The following is a 22869-nucleotide window of genomic DNA, read 5'->3' on the forward strand; positions in this document are numbered from 1 at the left end:
AGATGTTAACTCCCTCCACCTAGCTGTCGCTTGAAGTGAGAGAATTTTTCTAAATCTTTTTAAACAAACTTTTTTCATTTATATAATTTAAAAAAAGAAAATCTACTAATTTCATACGACTTTCTTTTACAAATTTAGTTTCAAAAATACTATTATCATCAACACACCTGAAAATATAGTTTATTTTGACAAAACTCGTTCAATTGTCACATATTCTATTGTGCAGGAATTTAGAAAGAATCACAAGTTACCAATGTCGTAAAACCATTAAGCAAACTATACTTTTTATCCCTTATAATACAGAAACATAAGAACTCCATTTTTCCTGTATTTCTCATAACTATATGATACTATTTACTTCTAGCATAGCCAAAGAAGGTGACTATATGACATTTACTCAACTCCCATAAAATGTAAGAGTTCGACTGATTATTGTCATAAAAAAATCCCGCTTTCATGAAATGAAGCCCTCATCTAGCGAGATCTTAATGTCTGCTATGTAGAATAGAAAATCAGAGCCACCAGTATAACTGGTGGTTTGCTCTGCGCGTGAAACGCTGGGGTACTGGCCCATGTCTAAAGACATACTGAAAGGTCCGCCAACCGCACTCCGTTCTCACACTACCACTAAAGTGGTTCTATTTATTTCCTCTTTTTAGGTTTTACTTCCTCACCTGTGAAAGGATCAATGAATTCTTTCATCGTCATTTGATCCTCCAAAATATCTTCCTGCAATTGATTTTTTATATACTCTTGTATCACTTTTCTGTTCCGGCCTACTGTATCTACATAGAATCCACGACACCAAAACTTCCGATTTCCATATTTATATTTTAAGTTTGCATGTCGGTCGAAAATCATTAAACTACTTTTTCCTTTTAAATAGCCCATAAAGGATGAAACACTTAATTTCGGTGGAATACTTACCAGCATATGAATATGATCAGGGCAAGCCTCTGCTTCTATTATTTCAACGCCTTTTCTTTCACATAATTGGCGTAATATTTTTCCTACATCTGCTCTTATCTTTCCGTATATAATTTGTCTTCTATATTTTGGTGCAAAAACAATGTGATACTTACAATTCCATGTTGTATGTGCTAAACTTTTATTATCCATTTGGATCCCCTTTCGTACAGAGTCGGTTGGCTAGACCTAACTCCATTGTACGACCGGGGTTTTTTTTCTGTCCATAGCTAAAAGCTTTTTAGAACCCCTCGCATAGCAAGGGGTTTTCAATTCTACAATAAATGATAGAGGGGCTTGAGCCACTTCTCGGCATCCCCTCTATTCCGTTTTCACCTTGCCATATACTCCACCGCCACCAGTAATGAGTGAGAGCTGTCCATTCCTACCTTTGTCGATCAATGCAGCAATTTTCGTTGGGACTACTTCCTCTAAGTCCTCTTTCGACACTTCATGTAAAATCCTCATTTCCGTACCAAAAGTCAGTAATAGTTTTTCGATCGTTTTCTTACCGATACCAGGTATAAAGTCGAGAGGAACTTGGTGAATATAAGGAGGGCGTTTTCGTAAATTTTGATGGGTGTCTGTTAGCTCCTTTACCCTCACCGCTACACCTTTTACAAGATGCTTGCCACCACAATTTGGGCATGGCGATAGAGAAGTACGATATCCACAATCTGCACAGGCCGTTTCATGATATTTTCCTAAAAGCGGATTAAGCCCATAATTAGTGAGAATCTCACGTCCTTCTTCTTCCTTCAAAGCTTTTTGCAATTCATCAAAAGTAGGCGCTTGCATGTGGATTTTTTGATATTCACGAGCCATTTTTCCAAGTGAGTGTGCATCTGAATTTGTGACAAATGTGTACTTTGCTAGTTCGCTAATTCCTTTTACCATATCTGTATCCGAGCTTAATCCTAATTCGATCGCATCGATTTGTTCCATATCAAAAACTTCTGATAAGCTCTTTTTTACTCCTTTACCATATGCACTTTTAAATGGTGTAAAAACATGTGCAGGGATAAAAATCCCACTAAGCGCATGTACTTTATGTTGTAATGTGACTGCATCACACCTTATCCTTTGTGTGCTCAGGTTCATATTCTTCACATAATGTTGCATCCATGCAGAAAACTCTCGCATTGCTTGCCAAGATCTAAAAAATGCCAGAACATGTATAGGCCCTAAACAATGATCATCATTCACTTCGATTTCTACACCCGGAATAAGTGTAGTGTTTTTATAACGTAATCCTCCACCATCTAGCTGTATCAATTTTTGTTCTTGTATTAAAGAGGCCATTTCTTCCAAAACCTCAGGAGAATGACAATCAATAACACCGACAATATCCAATCCTTTTTTCACTGATGCTGTATGCAAAATATTTTCAAGTGTTAATGTTTTACTACCTGTTATCTTAACAGGCTTTCCTTTCCACGTACGTCCGATGTGAATATGTAAATCTGTATAAAAATCTTTCAACAAAGCATCCCACTTCCTTTATCTCATATTGATACGTAATGTGATTGTGGATAATAAACTAGAGATCCTGCCTATCTGTAAAAACCAAATTGATAAAACAAACACCTAGTAGGGAATAAGGAACTCCCCACCGGATGAAGTTTCACTTTTAATAACTTCAAAGTAAATCATATTCATGTCCAAAAGTAAAACCCTGCATACCTGCAAGGCTTCAATGGATCTTTTATCCCGCTTTAACGGGCAGTAAGACCCCATCTCAAGATTTAGAGAGAAACGAGAAAGATAGGTAGGGGATCAACTGCCGCATGCCACCCGATTGGTTCGGGCGAGCAAGATGTTGGTCCCTCAGGTGTTGCCAGGACGTGGCGCTTTTCACTTAAGTTCCTCTAGTTCAGTGGGGGATGAAGGAAACCCCACTGATGGAGTTTCACTTTATGATATACCGTCTTGATTGACTCCTTGATCATTCCCTGTATCAAATGCGATCAATGTATAACCGAATTTTTCTTCTAACTCTTGTAGTTCTTTTAGCTGCTCATCATCCAGTTTAGCATATTTGTTTTCTTCCATTTTTTACTTCCTTTCTTTTTCTATTAGCTTGTGCTCTGAGATAATGATTATGTATAAAAAATAGACGAATTTTATCATAAGAAAGGATTGTTCAAAATGATTTCAATATTTTTCCCCAGTTATGTTGATGATCCAATTTCCCCCATTCGAAACGAAGGGCAAAAAACTGTAATAGCGGTCAGCTAATTATCTATATTTTAGTGAATCAGAATATCCACACACCAAGTTAATTATTATTAAATACAACAATCATCATAAAAAAAGAAAGCATTTTCTCTTTTTCACTCAAAATGCTTTCTTTTCATTTGTGCTAAAACTTGATTTTTATAGTTGTAATTAATAAAGCTTTATCGCTAAAACTAATATGTGAAAACTCAAGAAATGTGGAAAATATAATTAGCCTCATTTCTTTTCATTTAATTTTTTTATACTATCAAAATTGATTATCCACACTAAACTTAATCCGAAATAATACAATGTGGAAATTTCAAAACCTTTTTGAAGATTAATCCATATAGATTCATTTAAATAAAATTTTCCCCACAGAGAAAAAATTACACCAAAAACTATTGGAATTGCAAAAAAAAATAGAATAAAAAACTTTTTATCTAAATTCACTCGTCGGTCCCCCTCTAAACTCCATATTTATAAGCACACTTACCTCCGTAATAAATTAAAGTCGCAGCTAAAGTTGCAGCATTTGTTCCTACACCGATTTTCACCAATAATTTAGCTGCTTCTTTATAAGCCTTTTTCTTCAAATAACCCCATAGCCCACCTGTTAAAGCAGCTTCAACTAGTGCCACTCCAAAATAATCTTTTAATGCACCAATCATGCAAGATTTAAAGGTGCCTTTTGAAACTTGAGTATCTGAAAAACTGCAATAAAAAGGGTATCATTCATAATTCCAACATCGCAACGACAAAATACATGCGGTATACCGACAATTATATGGCGTCCTTCATCTAAACCTCTTCAGAACCTAATAGTCCAGCAATCTCGCGCAGAACATTTTTACAATATTCAACATTGAAGGACAAATAACGTATAATGCCTAAGCTGTATTCATATAAATGCAATGATGCTAATAAAATAGAAAGGAGGTTTATATGTTTACACAATTTAAATATTGGAAGCCTTATGTAAGTCCATTCGATCCTTGTAAACCCATACGCGTAAAAAGTTACTCCACTCCACCACAACTGTATATACCATTCCAACCACCGGGACTGCCACAATATCCAACCGCAAGACAAGCGCTACACTGCGGCACACTTTGGCCAGATCTTTTCAGCCCTTATCCGAATCCAGAAAAAAAGGGGAAATAAGATGACTAAAAAATTACCTCCTGAGTTCTATCAGATGCTCGAGGAAATTCAAGCAAATGACTTTGTGATTGTTGAATTGAATTTATACTTAGATACTCACCCAAATGATTTTGAAGCTATTCAACAATTCAATGACGCTTCTTTAAAAAGCATGGAAATGAAAATTGAATTTGAAAAACGTTTTGGCCCGCTCATGCATTTTGGAAAGAGTTTTTCAAATTATCCATGGGACTGGATCGATACTCCTTGGCCTTGGCAAGTATAAGTAGCTGATCAAATTCGAATAAGTGATAGGAGGAAATATGAATGTGGTATTACGAAAAAAAGCTACAATATCCCGTAAAGGTAAGGGAGTGTAATCCTCGATTAGCAAAATTTTTAATTGAACAATATGGTGGAGCTGATGGCGAGTTAGCTGCTGCTCTAAGATACTTAAATCAACGTTATACGATCCCAGATAAAGTGATAGGTCTTTTAAATGATATAGGTACTGAAGAATTTGCACATCTTGAAATGATCGCTACAATGGTCTATAAACTAACAAAAGACGCAACACCCGAACAGATAAAGGCTGCTGGACTTGGCGATCATTATGTTAATCATGATAGCGCACTCTTTTATAGTAATGCTTCAGGTGTCCCATTTACCGCAACTTATATTCAGGCAAAAGGCGATCCAATTGCCGATTTATATGAAGATATCGCTGCGGAGGAAAAAGCGCGTGCAACTTACCAATGGATTATCGATCTGTCAGATGATCCAGATTTAAATGACGGTCTGAAGTATCTTCGTGAAAGAGAAATCGTACACTCACTTCGTTTTAGAGAGGCAGTTGAAATCTTGAAAGAAGAACGCGATAAAAAACAATTCTACTAATTCGGAAAGATTCTTCTCATTTAAGAACAGCCTTAAAAGGTAAATTGCCTACGTTTAAATTGAAACTTCATACAGTGAGGGTTTTCTTTATCTCTTCACTGGAGATGAATTGAACCCATCGAGCTTTTACTGGCAGTTAAGCCCTTCTTCTTCTCTTGCTTTTTACGGGAGTCTTATCGCGAGGGATCTTACTGCCTTTTCATGCGGGATAAAATAGAAACTCCAAACTGGGTGATAGTTGGTTGAACCAATCAGGCTTTTCAGGCAGTTGAGTCCCTTCTTTTTCTTGCTCTTTACATCGCATATCTCTAAACTTTTTATCCCGCGTTACCGGGCAGTAAGACCCCCACCTCAAGGTTTATGGGGGATAACTGCCGCATGCGCCCAATTAGTTCAGGCGGGCAAGGATGTTAATCACTCAGGTGTCGCCACAGGACGTGTCACTTTTCACTTAAGTTCTTCTATTTCAGTGGGGGATGAAGAAAACCCCCACTGATTAAAGTTTCGCTTGATATTTACAGGTGTGTTGATTATCCTATTTTCCTCATCAGCACGCCTGTTATTTTAATTGACAATATTATGCTTCGTTAAATAACTATACGTAATATCGACAAATAAAAATTCCTCATCGTTTAAAGCCATTGAATAGGTACGAGTCAGTTCTCCAGTCTGAATATCACTATAAATGCTTGATAAATCGCCCTTTGAATTATTTCGTAGCTTAATAATATTTAATAAAAAGTAAGGTCGCCAGCTCCAATTCTTGCCGATCGCCTCTTCCTCTATATTCCATACATTTTTTAACCTGACAATATTAGGCGAAGTTTGAAAGCCTTCATCATTACAAATATATAATCGAAAAGCATATTCCTCTAATCCTTCAGCTAATTCAATCAGGCTTTCAACATTTGCACTTGTTGGATTGATTTGTTTCACCATAGATGTAATATTCTTTTGGAGATTATTCATTTCCTCGTACTTCAATGCTAAGATTTTTTTCTCTGTCGAAATAAATTGCTGACATTCACTGCGAAAACGCATTTTCAATATATTACGATCAATAAATTGTTTGGATGGTTTTTCTAAATAGGAACCCTTAAAATAGCGCGCTCCGTTTTTCCATGCATAATGCAATTCATAGCTTGTTTTGATATTATCGAACATGAATGCTGCTCCCATTTTGACAGCGATCGATTGAATCGTTGCAAACATATGATTTTGAGCACCCCAGGCATCATAATCAAGTCCGCTTACTTCCATTTTCAACACAGAGGGCTCCAAAAGTAGAATTTGATCCAAATTACTATCTGGTCCGATATCAGCTATAACCGTTTTGACCCCGTATGTTTTAATATAATAAATAGGGTGTCGGAATTGATCAAGATCCCCATTAAACTTTTGCATTGGCATTTCTAAGTAAATATGTGGTAAAAGACTCTCTTCTACCATGTCTGTTAACATTTTAAAATACGCTTCACCAAAATCCATCATCAATAAATTCGGATTACATGGTATATAAAGATTTGTTTCTTGCAATGCATCAGTTGAGATTTCTATCGCTTTTTTAATCATGATCAATTCCACTTCTGCACGAATATCAGCTGGAACTGTTTCGTCATATGTAAATTCAACAATGTTAAAGTGTTGATCATCTTTCATAAGTTGGCCGATTACTTCATAGGCCACAATAACATGCTCATCTGCACTAAAAATTGGCTCAAATAATATTTCGATTTCATCCAATCGATCGAGAAGGTCAAGAACATCCATCTGCTGATCCCCCATTCTAACGTACTCCCCCTTATTATATCTTACTTTTTAGTCACAAGCATTGACACATTTTTTATTCTTTTATTTTTGGAGCCTATTAAAAATGGATAGTGTGTACTATGTTGGACAAAAAGATAAAATTCAGGACATTACTTTAACAATTGAATGGAGTATGCAATTATATCTCGTCAGCATCAAACTTTTACAGTCAAATTGAAATAACAAATAGTCAGGCTTTGTGAAAACGGAAAATTCCGTATATATTACTCAGTACAAAATGGATTCAAGTTACCGACCTCATAAAAATTGGATAGTTTAGTGTTGACAAACTATTTTTGAAACTGCTTATTAGTATAAATAACATTGGATAACTAACATACATGAAATAAAAAAATAAATTTTAAGTATCCATATCCAATTATTAGTGACTATAAATCTTTCTCTGAGAAAATATGAATGGATAGGTGCACGGATATAAAAGCAATCATAACTGCTAAAAAATAAGGTATCCATAATTGAGCATGATAAGGAAGTGAAAGATTAAATGAAAATTTAAAGTTATGTGATTCAAACCACCGCATAATGGTTGGAAAAATAAAAGGCGTTAGTATAATAAAAGAATACAAAATAATTTTAATATTATCGAATCCAAATTTAAATTGAAGAGGAATTAAAATACTAAACGTAATGCTGACAGCTAAAAATGTACCTCCAATATTGCTGATTGTTATACCATCTGCAACTGCTGGTACTAAAAAAGACGTTATCATTTGAATAACAACTACAAACATAAATACAATAAGCAAAAATAAATATTTTGATTCTACAAAAGACTTTCTCGTATATGGAGTTGCACAGATAAAAGCCGCCCCTTTAGAAGAATCTTCAATTTTAGATACTTGACTATACAAACCATACTCCAACATAATCACTAGGGTAAAGAAAACAATAAATCCTTTATTGGGAACATTCAATTGTGAAGTCACATAAATAGGGAGAAAGATTGTAAAAAGAAATAAAAATAGAAGGTGCTTTTTCACCAACAGGAAATCCTTGAAAACTAGATTAATCAGCATGACTATCTCCTCCCTTCTTCAATATATGCGAGCATAATATCTTCTATAGTAGGAGCTTCAATTAAAACGTCAGGCATATTTTCTCGAACCGCACTTTTTTTATCAGTGAACCCTTCAAATATATTTCCTTTTACATTTAATCGTACAAATAATTTTCGTGTTTGATCGTTTATATAGCTTCTATTCCCCTTTATGAGTGCAAAACTTTTTAGAAGATTTTCTTTCTTGGCATCTAATATAATTTTTCCGTCATCTATTAAAATAATTGTATCAGCTATTTTATCTAAATCGGAGGTAATATGAGTAGAAAAGAAAACACTGTTTCCTTTCTTTTTCATAAACTCTACAAGAATATCCAATAACTCACTTCTGACAAGTGGATCTAATCCGCTTGTTGGTTCATCCATAATTAATAATTTTGCATGATGTGAAAGTGCTAGGGAAAGTGCGAACTTCATTTTCATTCCTTTAGATAAAGTTGCTATTTTTTGATTTAGCTTTAGATCAAATCGATTTATATAACTCATAAACAGCTTTTCATCCCAACTTTGATAACTAGGAGCAATAATATTTTTCATTTCTTTTAAAGTTAGTTCTTCATAAAAATACCCTTCGTCTAAAACAAAAGCAATTTGATCTTTTATTTTTCTTTCGTGCCGTTCTATATCTTCCCCTAAAAATTTTATTTTTCCAGAATTCTTTGCGACTAGACCAAGTATTGATTTAATTGTAGTAGTTTTTCCTGATCCATTAATTCCAATGAATCCAATAATACTCCCCTTGTGAATCGAGAAACTAATTTCTTTCAATTGAAAATTTTCAAAACTTTTATTTAGATTTTCAACTTCTAGAAGTGAACACATTATTCTTCTCTCCCCTTTCTCATATTGCAAACTGCAAGAATATTTATTTTGGAGAATTCTTGATAAAGTGAAGCTTCCATCAGTGGGGGTTTTCTTCATCTCCCACTGATGGTTAGCTGAACCAATTGGACTTTTACGGGCAGTTGTTCTCCCACCTATCTTTCTCGTTTCTCTCTAAACCTTGAGGTGGGGGTCTTACTGCCGTTAAAGAGGGATCAATGATAAAAAAGTTATTATTAAATCAACCTATCTTTTAAAAGAATATAACTAACGTATTTTCCGTCTTCATAATTTGGAACTATGCCAAATTTCTAGACACAAGGCAAAGACCGTTTTTTTCTATGCAATCTCTACACCTTCATTAAACACATTTGAGACCTTCTTTTTCTATGATTTTAGGCACTAATGTCGCTATCAAATTTCTTAAGGAATACAAAGAAGGATTGTCCTTCTCAAGGATACTAACTATTTTCCAATACTTTGAATTGTTCATACATACCTAGGTATGTATATTCTTCACCACTTCAAATCAGGTACTCTCTCCTTAAATTTCTTTCCGTCGATCATCCCATTTTCAAATAACTCTTTGGCCGTCCGAAATTCCTGTATATACGAATCTTTTGAACGAGTCAATAAATAGCTTTTTTCTTCGCCATATAGTCGACTTATCCACCACTCTTCCGATTTATAAAAAAAGTTTAATTCTTGTTCTTCGTTTACTATTCCTTCTCTAAATTCTTTTCACTCTTTGTCGCTCACTTATTTCACCTCTTTACTTTCATTGTTTTAGTATTCCTTAGCAGATGCCTAGTTTCCTTTGGAATTATATCCCCATTTATGTCGATAAGATAATTTAGGATGTTTTTAGGATTACCATGGTTTGCATAATGTATGTCTACACCAGCTTTACCATTTTTCCCTTAGTACCTTCTAATATTTAATTTTTCATTTTTATAGAGATCCTTCAACGAATATTTTTTCCCTTTTATAGGTAATTTCCCTTTATAATAAAAACAACCACCTCTCTAATTTATGAGAAGTGGTTGTTGCTTTACGATTAATTTGTGAGTAACACTACTTCTCTATGAGAAGTAATACATGGCTTAAATTTAGACTAATTTAAACTTAGTTAAATGTCGTCTAGACCCTTGATATTACATCATACCGCCCGTAAGGTGAGAGTGTGTAATATCTTTCACGATAGGTTTCAAAATCGCGAAATATCAACATTTGGTAAAAATAGGATTGTAACATCTTTAACGGAAATTTATATTTTTTATTGAGGTGCGTTAGCAAAATGTTAGCAATCACCAAGTATTTGTTACCATTGTTTGTTCATACACACAACATGTGTCGACTGTATGTGGCAACACATTTATGCTGGTGGGTTCATGTAAATGGTTTATTCTTAACCCCTGTCCTTGAATCATCAAATTCTTGAGACAGAAGGAATATTTTAATGTCAATGAGTACACATTACCAAAGGTAATGTATTCTCGTCGAATTGTTTAACTTCTTCATAAACAACTTACAATCTTTATAAAGAAGCTGGATCTTAAAATAACATATTAATCTATCTAGCTGTCTGCTTTTTACCATCACTTAACGTTCTCCAAGCAAGCTGGACTGCTTCAATAGATTCTTTTAGCTTGGTCACAAATGGTACTTTATCCATATCTGGAGTTAATTCAACTAAACGCATATTACGCGGTTGCGGTATTCTCACATTATTTTCGTTATGTGGATAAACAGCCCAAACTTCTTGAATTGCTCTAAATGACCGCCAAATACCTGGGAATGACTGCGAGTAAATTTTTTGAGAATAAAAATTATCCCGATATGCTGTAAGTTGATCCATAACCTCATTACGACCACCTAAGACCCAAATATATTTTAAAGGACGGTATTTAAAATCAATAATAATTGAATTAATATATTCCCCTTCTTTAAAGAAATCCAAACGCAAATCTGGGCGTTTATTACCTGCATCAGTATATAAAAGTTTAGATACATCATCATCTATCGCTTGATCATAAACAAGATGAAGTTCTGTATCTTCTTTAATCAACTCAATAGTTTCTCCTTGCTTCAAAAAAGGAACTTCAAATTTATGTTCATTCGATTTCGATAAAGATTGATTGTAAATCCATCCTTTTTTTATTTGATAACCAATTTCTTCAGATGTAAGTGCTTTTATAAATTGAATAAAGCCCCATATTTCATATAATAAGTCCGTACGTTTCCAATAGTAAGTATATTCAGGATTCAAATTAATTTCGAAGTTATCTATCATTAAGTCTTTATAAAACTTAAAAATACGTCTATAATTCATATCTGCTTGTACTACCATCGAATATTGTAATGGTCTGCTCTCTTCTAAATCTTGTACCCAATCCAAACTTAGAAATTGATAACAATCTTGTAATATAGAAGTCAGTCTATAGCGATATGATTGCAAATCTTCTTTCGCTGTCATTAACTTATGATAGTTTAAATCCTTTTTTTTACTTCCGTAAAAATTCCTTTTATTATTTATTGCCGTTTCTACTTGTACTACGTAATTATCTAGTTCTTTCAATAATGAACGTATACTTTTTATTATATTGGTAATATAAAATTTCAACCATCGATTTTCTAATGTATCATTTGAACATTCGTTTTTTACCGAATATATTTTCCCCATACTTGCAGCTTGCGCATCAATAGTCATCTTTTTAAATGCCACTTGATCAATTATACTAGGTTCTGATTTATTTATTTTATTGTATTTCCTTTTTATACTATATCGAGGATTAGATATAATTTGATTTATTGCCAATTTCCACTTGTTAAAATGCGAGTTAATCAATTGAATTTTATTAAGTAAACTCAAAGGTAATACAGAATCTTCTCTTAATTGTGTTCCAGTTCGTTTAAATAAAATGTCTCTAGCAAGTCCTGTTAACTCCGACTCTACTTCTTCACGCATTACAATCCATTGTTCTTCCGTAACTTGCTTTGGTTTTACTTTTAACCATGAATAATAACTTTCATTATTACTTATCACCGTAATCTTATAATAGCCCGGAATTAAAGCACCTGTATAAGTAGCATTACTATCATAAATCGTAATAGGATCACTAGATGGTTGAATATATGTTAGTTCATCGAATCGATCATCTTTTTGAACAATGTCAAGCAAGTCAAACGAGAGTTTATCATCTGGGTTTGTAGATGAAAAAATTAATTCTAAATTAATATTTTCCTTAACAACAGGAATTTCATCGTCAGTTAGTTTAAACAGTTCGGCTTCTGTTCTTACAAACTTATCAACAAGATAAGTATTAATTTGTTTAAATTCGATTTTAAATGGTATAACCATGTAATTTTAACTCCCTTGATTTATCAAGTATTAACTGACGAGTTTTATCCATCTTATAATCATTTGGAAGTTTGTCTAAACTATTAATTAAACTACTATCACTCACATCTTTATTTTCAGTATCATAAACACCCAATAACTCTCTAAATTGTTCCTCTGAACCACGTATTTTCGTTAAGACACGTTGTACTAATTGTAAATCAAATGCTTCTTCTCTAGATAATTCGCTATTTAACGGAAGATTATTGAGATAGTTGCTTATTTGTTTAGCAATACGCCAACCAACACCTAGATTTCGGTTCGCCTTTTGTAATTCTAAGTGAATTTCCCATAAGCATTGTGATTCTTCTTGTAACAATCCTACTTTAGCATCTTTATTTCTAAAGGAATTGTACGTTGTTGTAGAAAACTCTATCTTTTCTATTTTATTTAACTTAGTATCTAAAGCATTTAATGTATCAGAAGTAGAGGATAATTTTTCATTATAAGGAATCATATTCAAGTTAATTACATTTGCACGGTCTAATACTTTATCAGAGAATTGATAAGTAGATTCATCAAGATTTACAGTTCCTACAAATAACACGTTATTACCAATCTTAATTGTAGGCTCATACACATTGTTATTATAAATACGATGTTGTAATTCATCGTTGTATAAACGTAAGACTCTTTTATTTTCATCCATTTCAAGTACCGATAAAAACTGTGAGAAATAATGTTCTACTCGTGCAATATTCATTTCATCAAAACATACAATATGCATTTGATCAGGATTAGTATAAGCATGAATTAAGATATTTACTAATCCCGAATCTCCAGGACGATAAACATTATTTAATAAATCTAAATAACCGATAACATCTGCATCATCTTGCCAATAAGGTCTTACTGGGATAAATAGTAACTGTTCTTTTTTTAAATCTAAAGCATCTGCATAACATTGAACAAGTTTAGATTTACCTGTTCCACTCATTCCTGCTAATATTACAAGATTGCCTGTTTTCATTGCAGTATGGAAGTTATATAGATCTTTTTTTACATAATATAAATCTTGGGATTTACATTTTTGATCAAAAATCCCCATAAATTGCGATTCTTTATCTGTAACCAATGTATTTTCATTAGAAGAATGAGTAGTATTTTCTTGAATTACTTCTTTAATCATTGGTGAACCTTTATCTATTAATTCTTTTTCGAATTTTCTAAACTCAGTGTACGGAATATATAGCACATTTCGAATTTCATAGTAATTATAGAAATTTTCTTCATTTAGTTTTTGCTTATAAAGATTAGAATCATTGAATCTAAAACGGAAACCACCATGTGCATGATCATGAGAATCCATAATCCCGTATAAAGTTAATTCTCCAGTATCTGGTTCTTTCCAACAAATCAGACTTGGTGTATCATCATCTTCTGTTGAAATGTTCTTATTATTACCAACAAATCGATTGTTTAATAATTTACTTTCAAAAATATTCTTATCCGTTTGTTCCGCATCACCTGTAAAAATCGGAATTATATTTAATTCTTCATCACGTTTAAATTCATCGTTTTTCTTTACATAACTTACGTTTCTTGCAATATAATAATTTTCTATTCCTCCAGATGAACCTACGCCTGTACGTACATCAATATTGAAAATGAATATATATTTCTCGAGAAAATCAATAAATTTTTGTTCTCGTACTTCATTATCTTCGAATTCTACATCAGGATAATCTATCTCTTCTGCATAACACGTAACTGTTTTTACCTCGTTATACGGAAAATTTTCTGGAGGCACAGATATAATCTTTAAATAAAATTGTAATGCTCCATGTTTATTTACAAAAACATTTTTCCTTAATACTTCATCACTTGTTGCTAATACTCCTGCAAAATCAATTGTCCATCTGTTCGCCATATCTAATCACCCTATCAATTTTTCTTAAGATTAATAATTGCTTGATTTAGTTCCTTTAGGCTATAAATATCTCTAATTTTCACTTCTAAATTACTTTTAAAGTTCTTCATTTGAACAATTTGTTTCTCTTTTTGTGTTAAGTCATAATGAATAATCCATATCTCATTGTAGTTAGGTGATTTACCATCAATAGTAAATCTCTTAATCTCTTTACCTACAATGAATTCAAAATGAATTCCGTTCATATCACTAATTAATTCATTAAACTCTCCCAAAACTGCAATTTTATAGGTTATTATCGTATTCACATCTTTTATATCTAAGAAATTATTATTATTCGAAATTTGCTTTTTATCATCTAATAAAATAATTTTCTCTCTTAATAGGATTACTTCTTTTTCTATTTTCTTTAATTTACTACTATAATTTTCATTCTGTTTCTGTATCGTATCATTTAAATTTCTTAAGTTTACATTTTCATTTTTATACTGATTGTTTTCTTTACAAATTTGTTTTGACCCTTGTTTAAGACGCATATTTTCTTTTCTTAAGTCTATTATTAATTTATTTGCATTTTCTAGTTCTAATTTATAGTTATTTTCTTTTTTTTGAGATTCTTCAGTTATATTCTTTAATTTTGTTTCTAATTTTTTTATTGTTTTATTAAACTTATTTTCTAAAACACTTTCTTCAACATCAGTTTTATTTTTACTATTTAAAGGTTCTTCATGTGGCTTTTCCAAGTAATGCAAAACTATTTTTCTAAAATCTTCTTTATTACCTTTAACATATAGTGTAATTAAAACCTTGGTATACCCTTTACTCTCACATAATTCTTTAAGTTCATTCAACTCTAACCCTTCAATATTAATTTCTAAATTTGCTGCTTTTAAAACAAAATACCCTTGGACACGCTTCATATTTATAGGTTTAAGCAGATTGCCTTCTAATACCTTCCTATTTTTCCGAACATCATTTATAGTATTCGCTCGAAATCCAAAGTTATTAATTTTTTTGATTTTATATAATTCTACTATTTCCATTTCAGTTAAAGCTGATATTAGTAATGCAAGTGATTCTTTATCCATGTACACTCTTCCCTCAATTAAATTTTCTAAAGATACATACATTACCATTTTATCAATTAATTAGGCATTATTGTTTAACTTTATCAATAAAAAACACATTTAATTTGCTTTGACTTGTGTGAGGAATTTAGTGGCTACAATCGTCCTCAAGTAAACCTATATATTACCTATTTATTTTTCTCCTCTAATGGTTACGTTACTCCCTGCCGTTGGATGAACTACCGAAACAAAAAAATCAGGAGGACAGTTAACCATGAACAATGATAATCAGAACCACCAGTATAACTGGTGGTTTGCTCTGCGCGTGAAACGCTGGGTTACTAGCCCATGTCTAAAAACATACTGAATAGTCCTCCAACCGCACTCCGTTCTCACACTACCACTAAAGTGATTCTAGTTATTTTCTCTTTTTTGGTTTTATTTCCTCGCCTGTGAAAAGATCAATGAATTCTTTCATCGTCATTTGATCCTCCAAAATATCTTCCTGCAATTGATTTTTTATATACTCTTGAATCACTTTCCTATTCCGTCCTACTGTATCCACATAGAATCCTCGACACCAAAATTTCCGATTTCCATACTTATATTTCAAATTTGCATGTCGGTCGAAAATCATCAAACTACTTTTCCCTTTTAAATAGCCCATAAGGATGAAACACTTCATTTTGGTGAAATACTTACTAACATATGAATAGGATCCGGACAAGCCTCTGCTTCTATTATTTCAACACCTTTTCTTTCGCATAATTGGCGTAGTATTTTTCCTACATCTGCTTTTATTTTTCCGTATACAATTTGTCTTCTATATTTCGGTGTAAAAACAATGTGATACTTACAATTCCATGTTGTATGTGCTAAACTTTTATTATCATCCATTGGGATTCCCTTTCGTACAGAGTCGGTTGGCTGACCTTACTCCTCAGGAGGGCACTGAAAAACTATAGGATTGCCATTTTCATTGATAAAAATCTACCTTTTCTTTCATTTTATAAGCTAAAAAAGTTGATTTTTATTATGCTTTTGGAGCTAAAATGACTTTTTCAGTGGCCTACTTTGTACGACCGGGGTTTTTTTATTGTCCATAGCTAGAAGCTTTTTAGCCCCCACATAGCAAGGTGTTTTCAATTCTACAAAAAGAATGGCTGCAGCCTTCGTTCTGCCAAATCCACCTGTGCTTCACACCCTATAACCTGTCAGTCATAACACATGCAGGAGTATTGACGCGATAGTTTCAGAAAACATGGGTTTCTTCATTCCTATCCTCCGTTATAAAGTTAAAAATTTGCCGTGCAAACTTTCCTGTATTTCATGTTATACAACGCTTATATCAGAACTTGTCGCGCGCGCCCGATTGTTGAAGAACAAAGAAGAAGAGTCCACTACAGTTGAAATCTTTTTCTCTTTCACATTTACTTTCGAAATCTTCCAATAAGTTTTGTAAAATTCTTACCAGCATTCTCAATGTAATGTGGATCTACGTCAAGTTTCTGGACACACAAAAGTTTATTTTTTGTTCTGCACAACCTCCATTTTGGAGTGTTCCACATCCCAAGTAGCCCATCAAAGTGAAAAGAGCCTTTGACCGCCTACTTAGGATGTGAAGCGAATCATTCAAGGGAGTTGCGCCCCAAAAATATGGGGGTTCATCGATTACCTTCGTTCTTACGCTGAAAGTCGGCATATCTTTTCGAATTCATCTGGCGTGAGGTAACCAATTCCACTATGAGCTCGTTTGCCATTATACCAACCTTCGATATATTGAAATAAGGCTATTCTTGCATTTTCAAAGTTTAGATAGCGATTTCTGTAAACCTCTTCTTATTTTAATGTTGCGTGAAAAGATTCAATACAAGCATTATCATAGGGACATCCTTTACGACTATATGAAGGGATCACTTCATATTTTTTTAATTGTTCTTGAAAGGCTTCACTTGTATATTGCGTGCCTAAATCGGTGTGTACAATCACTCCAGGTCCAGGATTTTGCGCTTGTACAGCGTTTTCCATTGCTTCTAATACCATGTCAACGGTCATTTTACATGCGAATTGATAGCCAATCATTTTCTTTGTGTGAAGATCGAGTACCGATGCTAAATAACACCAACCATCACGAAGGGTGTTGATATAGGTGATATCAGCTACCCATTTTTCGTTAAGTGTAGTGGTTGAAAAGTCTTGCATAAGAATTTTCACGTGCTTCTACTGGTTGTTGTGTTGGTCGATACTTTTTTACGATGTTAGAACGAATACCTGCCTTTTTCATCATTCGTTGGATACGATTTATACTCCCTTGATAGCGCTCTTTTTTAGGACTTCGAAGATTTTAGGTGCGCCATAACACCCATCACTTTCTTGATGGATCCAACGAATACGCTTCAATAGTTCTTTGTTTTTGACATGATAGCTATTTGGTTTCTTATGAAAAGATTGGTCATACGTACTTTTAGGCATCTTTAAAACACGACACATCAATTGTACTGGCTGATGTTCGCTTTCAGCTTTTATGTGGTCAATCAGAACTTGGTCGTCTATTTTCAAGCGAATATGGTCATAGCCTTTTTTAGGATTTCGGCCTCCTGTTTTAATCGAAGATTTTCCTTTTGAATTTCAGAAACTTCAGCTGCCGTTAAATCTTCTTTTCCTTCAATTGGAGAATAAAGTTTAATCCATTTATAAATAGTGACTTCCGAAACACCGCATTCGCTAAATTATTAACCGCTTGACTAGAGCGATAAAGTTCAACTACTGTTTGTTTAAATTCGTGGTTATATCGTTTTTGTTTCATATTTGGACACGTCCTCTCGTTTGTTCTATCGTATTAATTTAACTAGAGTGTGTCCATACATCTATACTACATGCATAACTTAGTATAAACATTTAGTGATTATTATGGAACTAAAATTGTGTGATTATAAGAAAATATAAAACAATTAATAAGGTAATCTATTATACGAACGAGCGTGCTCAAGGTAATTTAATACCCATTCTGTCTTTACACATTTCCTGTATAGCTAGTTTAGAAATATTTTTGGATATTATATTTTCTAACTATCGTTTTTTATTTGTTTATGTACTAGGAGTACGTGAAAATCGTCTAGAGCATATATTGAAAATTATATAACAAATTTTATGAATTTTTATTAATTTAATAAAACTTGTTGAATTTTTACAAAAATTATGAAATTATAGATGTGTGTTTTGCATCAAAAACTGAACATTTTCTTGGTGATGCTAATATAATATTTGCTTTTATTTTAACAATTACTCAAGATAATGATTCAAATGGAGGTGAGCATCATCGACACCATCTTGAAAGACCTTCCAACAATTGCAACTCAATCGTATTTCAACACTGGTGGCGCTAGTCCTATACCAGTATGTGTTCGTGATGCAATTGTAAAAGAATTACAGTATGAGGTTGAAACAGGTCGGGTAAATCAAGGGCAAAGAAAAAGATTTCAATTATACCTAAATATGCTACGTAATAGATTATCATCAATTATCCATGCAAAACCGTCAGAATTAGCTATAACAAACAATACTACTGATGGGATAAATATAATCTTATGGGGGTTACATCTGAACCCAGGAGATGAAATCCTTACTACCACGAGTGAGCATCTTGGTTCCTTAGCTGGTTTATCTACCTTAAGTAGACAGAAAGGAGTTAGTGTACGATTCTATAAAATGAAAAATTATGTATTTGATATTGATGCGTTCTTTTCCTTAGTTGCACACCGAACGAGAGTTATTGTTATCTCTCATGTATTTTGGGCAACAGGAAATATAATTCCTATTGAAATTATCTGCAAACGTGCACATGAACAAGGTATATTTGTCTTAGTGGATGGAGCCCAGGCAGTGGGTTCTATCCCAGTAAATATAAAGGATCTTGACGTTGATTTTTATTCTTTTCCAGCACATAAGTGGCTTTATGGACCAGAAGGAATTGGCGTGTTGTATATAAAAGAATCTTTGTTGGATATCGTCAATCAAACATTTGCTGGCAATGCTTCTTTCAACAAACATGATGGGACTATCTACTATTTTCCCTCTGAAGGAAGCAAACGATTTGAGATTGGTACAAGGTTTCGTCCCTCCATTCATGGGTTTATAGCAGGTCTAACATGGATTTGCGAAGAAATCGGTTTAGACAATATCTTTCTAATGATTCAAGAAAACACACGTATATTAAGGGATAGAATTATTAAAGAAACGGCATTCCAACCTGTTGTAATGGATAATTCTAGTATAATAACAATTCTCTTACCAGAATCTATAAATTGTAAAAATCTAACAAAAGATTTAGAGGTACATAATATTTTTGTTAGAGAAATTAAAGAACTAAATGCTATTCGTATATCGGTTAGTTTCTTTCATACTACTGATCATATAGAGGCACTACTTCATCAATTAAAACAATTAAATTTAAAGGAGAGAGTTCAATGAGCAAAGAAAAAGTAGCTGTATTATTCACTGGTGGTCGTGATTCATCATTAGTAGCATGTCTAGAGGCAATACAAGGGAAGGAAGTTCATTTATTAACATGTAATAGTGGTATTGGAATTAAAAGCGAATTATCTGAAATTCGATTAGAGGAATTAAAGAATCGCTTTCCAGAACAAATTGTCGATCGTACAATATTACCTACTTACGGATTATTTAGAAGTATTGCCATTTCAAAAATAGAAGAAGATTTTAAGCGCTGGGGAGTTAACTTGGTATTATTAGGAGATAAATTAGCCATACACGCAGCCGCCACTGTATATTGTTTACAAAATGGAATTACACGTATTGTAGATGGATGCGTAGGTTATCAGAAGGATTTAGCAGAGCAAAAAAATGTGTCTATTGAAATTTTAAGAGACTTTGAAGCAGAGTATGGAATCACATATGAATGCCCTATTTATAATTTTGGTAATCAAGATGATGTCAAATATGCATTAATGACATTCGGTTTGTCTTCAAAATCTCTAGAGGGTGTGTCTGTGTTTGGTGATGCATTCAGTGAGCCTACCGATCAAATGGTAGAAGAATATATGAAAGATAAGTTGCCGATTTGCCGCAAACATGTCTCTCTTATGACAAATACAGTGAATGTTGTCGAAACTTTTAAATATAAACAATCTGTTTTAGGATAGGAATAGTTAAATCATGATTCGAAAAATTGGTGCAGCAATCGTTAAGGATGAACAGTTATTAGTAGTTAGTAAGAAAAAGTCTCCCGACTTTTTCATGTTACCTGGGGGAAAGTTAGAAGCCGGGGAAACAGAACTAGAGGCATTAGCTAGAGAACTTCAAGAAGAACTTCAGTTAGATATTGTATCGGCTACTTTGCTTGGAAATTATGAAACATCATCTATGCTAGAAAAAGAATTAATGTTTTTAACCGTATATATCATACAAATAAAAGGTGAACCAAAACCAGACAATGAGATAGGGACATATAAATGGATTCCTATCGAGACACCTGAGTCGCCATATTTAGGAACTGGGATTACAAAGTATACATTACCTGCTCTTCGTAAGGAGATGCAAATATGTCCAGATTAAACTCAACAATAGGAGCATGGGCTGCGCTTATTGCAGGAACTGTGTTTGGAATAAACTCCAATGTTGTTAAAGTAGCAAACAACACTGGATTGAAAACAATGGATTTACTTATCTATCAGTTTGGATTTGCAATTATTTATTTCATTGGGAGGTTCTTAATTGTAAATAAAGGGATAAATACTAAAATCTCATATATGGCATTAGTCAAGAACCCTTACAATTGGATAGCAGGGGTTACAACGGTATTAACGGGATTGCTCTACTATTCTTCTATCCAAGTAACCGATCCTAGTATAGCATCATTAGGCTTGTTTCAATATCCTTGGCTATTATTTTTGATGGGAGTTTTGATTAACAAAGAACAAGTGAAGAGTAAACAGATATTGGCTATTATATTATTATGGATGGGAACACTTTTGTTAATTGGCGGTACATTAAACCATATAACATTACCTGGATTACTTTTTGGATTTGGAGCAGGTATATCTTTTGCAACCAATTTATTTAGTTTGCAAAAAATAACGGACCATCCATTTATCAAGGTGTTCATCTTCCTTATAGCTACAACTATTGCTTTAGTTTTCTGTTTTGGATATTTTGAAGAACTGAACCTCTTTACAGGTGAAGCATTGAAATTTGGTTTCATTACAGCAATTTTAGGGCAGATTGCATCATTTGAACTTCTATCTTATGCTGCTAAAAATGTTAGTTCTGTTACGATGGCCACATTAACTACCACTGAGTTACCAGTCGCAATGCTATTAACTTGGTTTATTTGGGGGCCGTTCCCAAATTTTGTTCGAATTTCAGGATTAGCAATTATGGTCATTTCTATTTTGTGGCTCACGTTTGAGCAATCTCGAACTGTCTCATAATTGTCTCTTGAACAAAAAGGCTAGCCATATAAGAGAGAGGTAAATACATGTTAGAAGATATAAAATTGATACTGTTTGACCTGGATAATACCTTGTTTTCATTTGAAAAGTATTGGACACAAGCAACTAGGGATACTTTTTATAGGTCTAACTTAACGAAGCAATTACCATTTGATGAGTTTTTCAACCATTATAAGTACTACGACCATTATTTTTGGGAATTGCACTATCAAGGTCAAATGACTTTGGACGAAGTTAGGCAGCAGCGACTTATTCATGCACTGAAACACTTCAATCAGAAAATTAATATAGAAGAGGCGAATATCTACTTTCATGACTTTTTTAACAATCTTATTCACCTTTTGGAACCAAATGAAGAGATTAATGAGTATTTGCTAGAACTAAAGAAAAGATATCAGATTGGCATTATAACAAATGGAAAGACTAATGAACAACGGTCTAAATTAGAAAAGTTGAATTTATATAAAGTGTTTACTAATGAGGAAATATTCATTTCAGAAGAGCTTGGGTTTGAAAAGCCTCAACAAGAAGCCTTTCGTGTACCACTGTTATATTATGGACTCGAATCAGAACAAACACTATATATAGGTGATTCGTGGAATAATGATGTATTGGGCTCAATCAATGCAGGAATGTCTGCTGTATGGATTAATCCGAAGGGAAGCATTCCACCAAGTGAGCATAAACCGCTATTCATAACGGAAAGTATTATAACATTTAAAGAAAAAATAGATAGCCTATTAAAAAAACCGTAAAAAAATTCATTGTTAAACATGTATTTAAAAAACTGACTATTCCTGAGGAATAGTCAGTTTTTTTATATCAAAATTCACTAAGGCTGCTTGATCGCCAAAATTCTTAAATGGTTTCGTTAGTAAATTAATGGTGAATAGTTCACTGTAAGCTCGTATTTAAACCACGCATACAAAATTTCCAGCATCCCTAGTATGATCAATCTATCGGTGCTTTCTATGCCTACCACCCCACTGACCATCGTCCCTGTGACGCTCGATCCCATTCCTAAATTTGAACAAACCCATTTCTCCCCAGTTTCCTCACAACCAAGTTACTGAATTTGCCTATCTAAAAAAGGATAAAAAAACAATCGAACAATTGGAAGAGGAAGAAAT

19 protein-coding genes and 2 pseudogenes are annotated in these 22869 nt (G+C 33.3%); 8 read left to right on the forward strand and 13 right to left on the reverse strand.

The genetic code is table 11. The features are described 5' to 3' along the window. Window positions 1-642 precede the first annotated feature (642 nt). The 5 genes from tnpA (FEZ13_RS11310) to FEZ13_RS11325 form a co-directional block, all read right to left on the reverse strand. On the reverse strand, window positions 643-1119 hold the full coding sequence (tnpA, locus tag FEZ13_RS11310) for an IS200/IS605 family transposase (protein WP_146551549.1): 477 nt from the start codon (window positions 1117-1119) through the stop codon (window positions 643-645). 168 nt (window positions 1120-1287) lie between these two features. Continuing rightward, a complete protein-coding gene (locus FEZ13_RS11315) occupies window positions 1288-2448 on the reverse strand; it encodes an endonuclease Q family protein (RefSeq protein ID WP_146552819.1) in 1161 nt (386 codons plus the stop codon). 432 nt (window positions 2449-2880) lie between these two features. After that, window positions 2881-3018, reverse strand: a complete 138-nt coding sequence (locus tag FEZ13_RS19550; protein WP_186725852.1) for a hypothetical protein — start codon at window positions 3016-3018, stop codon at window positions 2881-2883. Window positions 3019-3420: 402 nt separating this feature from the next. Then, window positions 3421-3636 carry a hypothetical protein gene (locus tag FEZ13_RS11320; RefSeq protein WP_146552687.1) on the reverse strand — a complete coding sequence of 72 codons (216 nt, stop codon included), beginning with the start codon at window positions 3634-3636 and terminating at the stop codon, window positions 3421-3423. Window positions 3637-3650: 14 nt separating this feature from the next. Continuing rightward, the gene (locus tag FEZ13_RS11325; protein ID WP_255473117.1) at window positions 3651-3824 is read right to left on the reverse strand and encodes a hypothetical protein; all 174 of its coding nucleotides are present in this window, start codon (window positions 3822-3824) and stop codon (window positions 3651-3653) included. A gap of 304 nt (window positions 3825-4128) precedes the next feature. Between FEZ13_RS11325 and FEZ13_RS11330 the strand changes: the two genes are divergently transcribed. Genes FEZ13_RS11330 through FEZ13_RS11340 form a run of 3 tightly spaced genes read left to right on the forward strand, consistent with a single transcriptional unit; the run spans window position 4129 to window position 5223 of the window. Then, a complete protein-coding gene (locus FEZ13_RS11330) occupies window positions 4129-4347 on the forward strand; it encodes a spore coat associated protein CotJA (protein WP_146550856.1) in 219 nt (72 codons plus the stop codon). Window position 4348: 1 nt separating this feature from the next. Next, window positions 4349-4612 (forward strand): spore coat protein CotJB, encoded by a 264-nt coding sequence (locus FEZ13_RS11335; protein WP_146550857.1) that lies wholly within the window; start codon window positions 4349-4351, stop codon window positions 4610-4612. A gap of 41 nt (window positions 4613-4653) precedes the next feature. After that, window positions 4654-5223, forward strand: coding sequence for a manganese catalase family protein (locus FEZ13_RS11340; protein ID WP_146550858.1), 570 nt, complete (start codon window positions 4654-4656; stop codon window positions 5221-5223). A gap of 564 nt (window positions 5224-5787) precedes the next feature. On the opposite strand, the gene FEZ13_RS11345 is transcribed toward FEZ13_RS11340, so the two are convergent. From FEZ13_RS11345 to FEZ13_RS11385, 8 genes and pseudogenes are all read right to left on the reverse strand, one after another. Next, a complete protein-coding gene (locus FEZ13_RS11345; protein WP_255473119.1) occupies window positions 5788-7008 on the reverse strand; it encodes an EAL-associated domain-containing protein in 1221 nt (406 codons plus the stop codon). Between the two features lie 413 nt (window positions 7009-7421). After that, window positions 7422-8069 (reverse strand): ABC-2 transporter permease, encoded by a 648-nt coding sequence (locus FEZ13_RS11350; RefSeq protein ID WP_146552688.1) that lies wholly within the window; start codon window positions 8067-8069, stop codon window positions 7422-7424. Between the two features lie 2 nt (window positions 8070-8071). Next, window positions 8072-8932: an ABC transporter ATP-binding protein gene (locus tag FEZ13_RS11355; RefSeq protein ID WP_146552821.1), complete on the reverse strand. Its 861-nt coding sequence runs from the start codon at window positions 8930-8932 to the stop codon at window positions 8072-8074. A gap of 1573 nt (window positions 8933-10505) precedes the next feature. Then, a complete protein-coding gene (locus tag FEZ13_RS11365; RefSeq protein WP_146552689.1) occupies window positions 10506-12293 on the reverse strand; it encodes a DUF2357 domain-containing protein in 1788 nt (595 codons plus the stop codon). Then, complete coding sequence (locus FEZ13_RS11370) at window positions 12277-14202, reverse strand: McrB family protein (protein WP_146552690.1); 1926 nt, start codon at window positions 14200-14202, stop codon at window positions 12277-12279. Before FEZ13_RS11370 ends, FEZ13_RS11365 begins: the two co-directional genes overlap by 17 nt. Before the next feature lie 14 nt (window positions 14203-14216). Further along, window positions 14217-15290: a hypothetical protein gene (locus FEZ13_RS11375; RefSeq protein WP_146552691.1), complete on the reverse strand. Its 1074-nt coding sequence runs from the start codon at window positions 15288-15290 to the stop codon at window positions 14217-14219. 397 nt (window positions 15291-15687) lie between these two features. After that, window positions 15688-16166: pseudogene (tnpA, locus tag FEZ13_RS11380) on the reverse strand (IS200/IS605 family transposase). 786 nt (window positions 16167-16952) lie between these two features. Beyond that, window positions 16953-18075: pseudogene (locus FEZ13_RS11385) on the reverse strand (IS3 family transposase). 488 nt (window positions 18076-18563) lie between these two features. Between FEZ13_RS11385 and FEZ13_RS11390 the strand changes: the two are divergent. The 5 genes from FEZ13_RS11390 to FEZ13_RS11410 are packed head-to-tail and all read left to right on the forward strand — an operon-like array spanning window position 18564 to window position 22494. Next, entirely contained in the window at window positions 18564-19739 is a 1176-nt protein-coding gene (locus FEZ13_RS11390; protein ID WP_146552692.1) for an aminotransferase class V-fold PLP-dependent enzyme, read from the forward strand. Continuing rightward, on the forward strand, window positions 19736-20431 hold the full coding sequence (locus tag FEZ13_RS11395; protein ID WP_146552693.1) for a hypothetical protein: 696 nt from the start codon (window positions 19736-19738) through the stop codon (window positions 20429-20431). Before FEZ13_RS11390 ends, FEZ13_RS11395 begins: the two co-directional genes overlap by 4 nt. Before the next feature lie 13 nt (window positions 20432-20444). Next, a complete protein-coding gene (locus tag FEZ13_RS11400; protein WP_146552694.1) occupies window positions 20445-20843 on the forward strand; it encodes an NUDIX hydrolase in 399 nt (132 codons plus the stop codon). Beyond that, the gene (locus FEZ13_RS11405; protein ID WP_146552695.1) at window positions 20831-21718 is read left to right on the forward strand and encodes a DMT family transporter; all 888 of its coding nucleotides are present in this window, start codon (window positions 20831-20833) and stop codon (window positions 21716-21718) included. The genes FEZ13_RS11400 and FEZ13_RS11405 overlap by 13 nt, the downstream gene beginning before the upstream one ends. 47 nt (window positions 21719-21765) lie before the next feature. After that, entirely contained in the window at window positions 21766-22494 is a 729-nt protein-coding gene (locus tag FEZ13_RS11410; RefSeq protein ID WP_146552696.1) for an HAD family hydrolase, read from the forward strand. Window positions 22495-22869: the final 375 nt, after the last annotated feature.

The organism is Rummeliibacillus sp. SL167 (genome assembly GCF_007896505.1).
GTDB classification, from domain to species: Bacteria; Bacillota; Bacilli; order Bacillales_A; family Planococcaceae; genus Rummeliibacillus; species Rummeliibacillus suwonensis.

What these genes read in the sequence shown, in the direction of transcription:
- FEZ13_RS11350 (WP_146552688.1), bottom strand. Translation starts at nt 8,069, where the DNA reads ATGCTGATTAATCTAGTTTTCAAGGATTTCCTGTTGGTGAAAAAGCAC.
- FEZ13_RS11340 (WP_146550858.1), top strand. Translation starts at nt 4,654, where the DNA reads ATGTGGTATTACGAAAAAAAGCTACAATATCCCGTAAAGGTAAGGGAG.
- FEZ13_RS11330 (WP_146550856.1), top strand. Translation starts at nt 4,129, where the DNA reads ATGTTTACACAATTTAAATATTGGAAGCCTTATGTAAGTCCATTCGAT.
- FEZ13_RS11395 (WP_146552693.1), top strand. Translation starts at nt 19,736, where the DNA reads ATGAGCAAAGAAAAAGTAGCTGTATTATTCACTGGTGGTCGTGATTCA.
- FEZ13_RS19550 (WP_186725852.1), bottom strand. Translation starts at nt 3,018, where the DNA reads ATGGAAGAAAACAAATATGCTAAACTGGATGATGAGCAGCTAAAAGAA.
- FEZ13_RS11370 (WP_146552690.1), bottom strand. Translation starts at nt 14,202, where the DNA reads ATGGCGAACAGATGGACAATTGATTTTGCAGGAGTATTAGCAACAAGT.
- FEZ13_RS11365 (WP_146552689.1), bottom strand. Translation starts at nt 12,293, where the DNA reads ATGGTTATACCATTTAAAATCGAATTTAAACAAATTAATACTTATCTT.
- tnpA (WP_146551549.1), bottom strand. Translation starts at nt 1,119, where the DNA reads ATGGATAATAAAAGTTTAGCACATACAACATGGAATTGTAAGTATCAC.
- FEZ13_RS11335 (WP_146550857.1), top strand. Translation starts at nt 4,349, where the DNA reads ATGACTAAAAAATTACCTCCTGAGTTCTATCAGATGCTCGAGGAAATT.
- FEZ13_RS11410 (WP_146552696.1), top strand. Translation starts at nt 21,766, where the DNA reads ATGTTAGAAGATATAAAATTGATACTGTTTGACCTGGATAATACCTTG.
- FEZ13_RS11345 (WP_255473119.1), bottom strand. Translation starts at nt 7,008, where the DNA reads ATGGGGGATCAGCAGATGGATGTTCTTGACCTTCTCGATCGATTGGAT.
- FEZ13_RS11355 (WP_146552821.1), bottom strand. Translation starts at nt 8,932, where the DNA reads ATGTGTTCACTTCTAGAAGTTGAAAATCTAAATAAAAGTTTTGAAAAT.
- FEZ13_RS11405 (WP_146552695.1), top strand. Translation starts at nt 20,831, where the DNA reads ATGTCCAGATTAAACTCAACAATAGGAGCATGGGCTGCGCTTATTGCA.
- FEZ13_RS11390 (WP_146552692.1), top strand. Translation starts at nt 18,564, where the DNA reads ATGATTCAAATGGAGGTGAGCATCATCGACACCATCTTGAAAGACCTT.
- FEZ13_RS11400 (WP_146552694.1), top strand. Translation starts at nt 20,445, where the DNA reads ATGATTCGAAAAATTGGTGCAGCAATCGTTAAGGATGAACAGTTATTA.
- FEZ13_RS11375 (WP_146552691.1), bottom strand. Translation starts at nt 15,290, where the DNA reads ATGGATAAAGAATCACTTGCATTACTAATATCAGCTTTAACTGAAATG.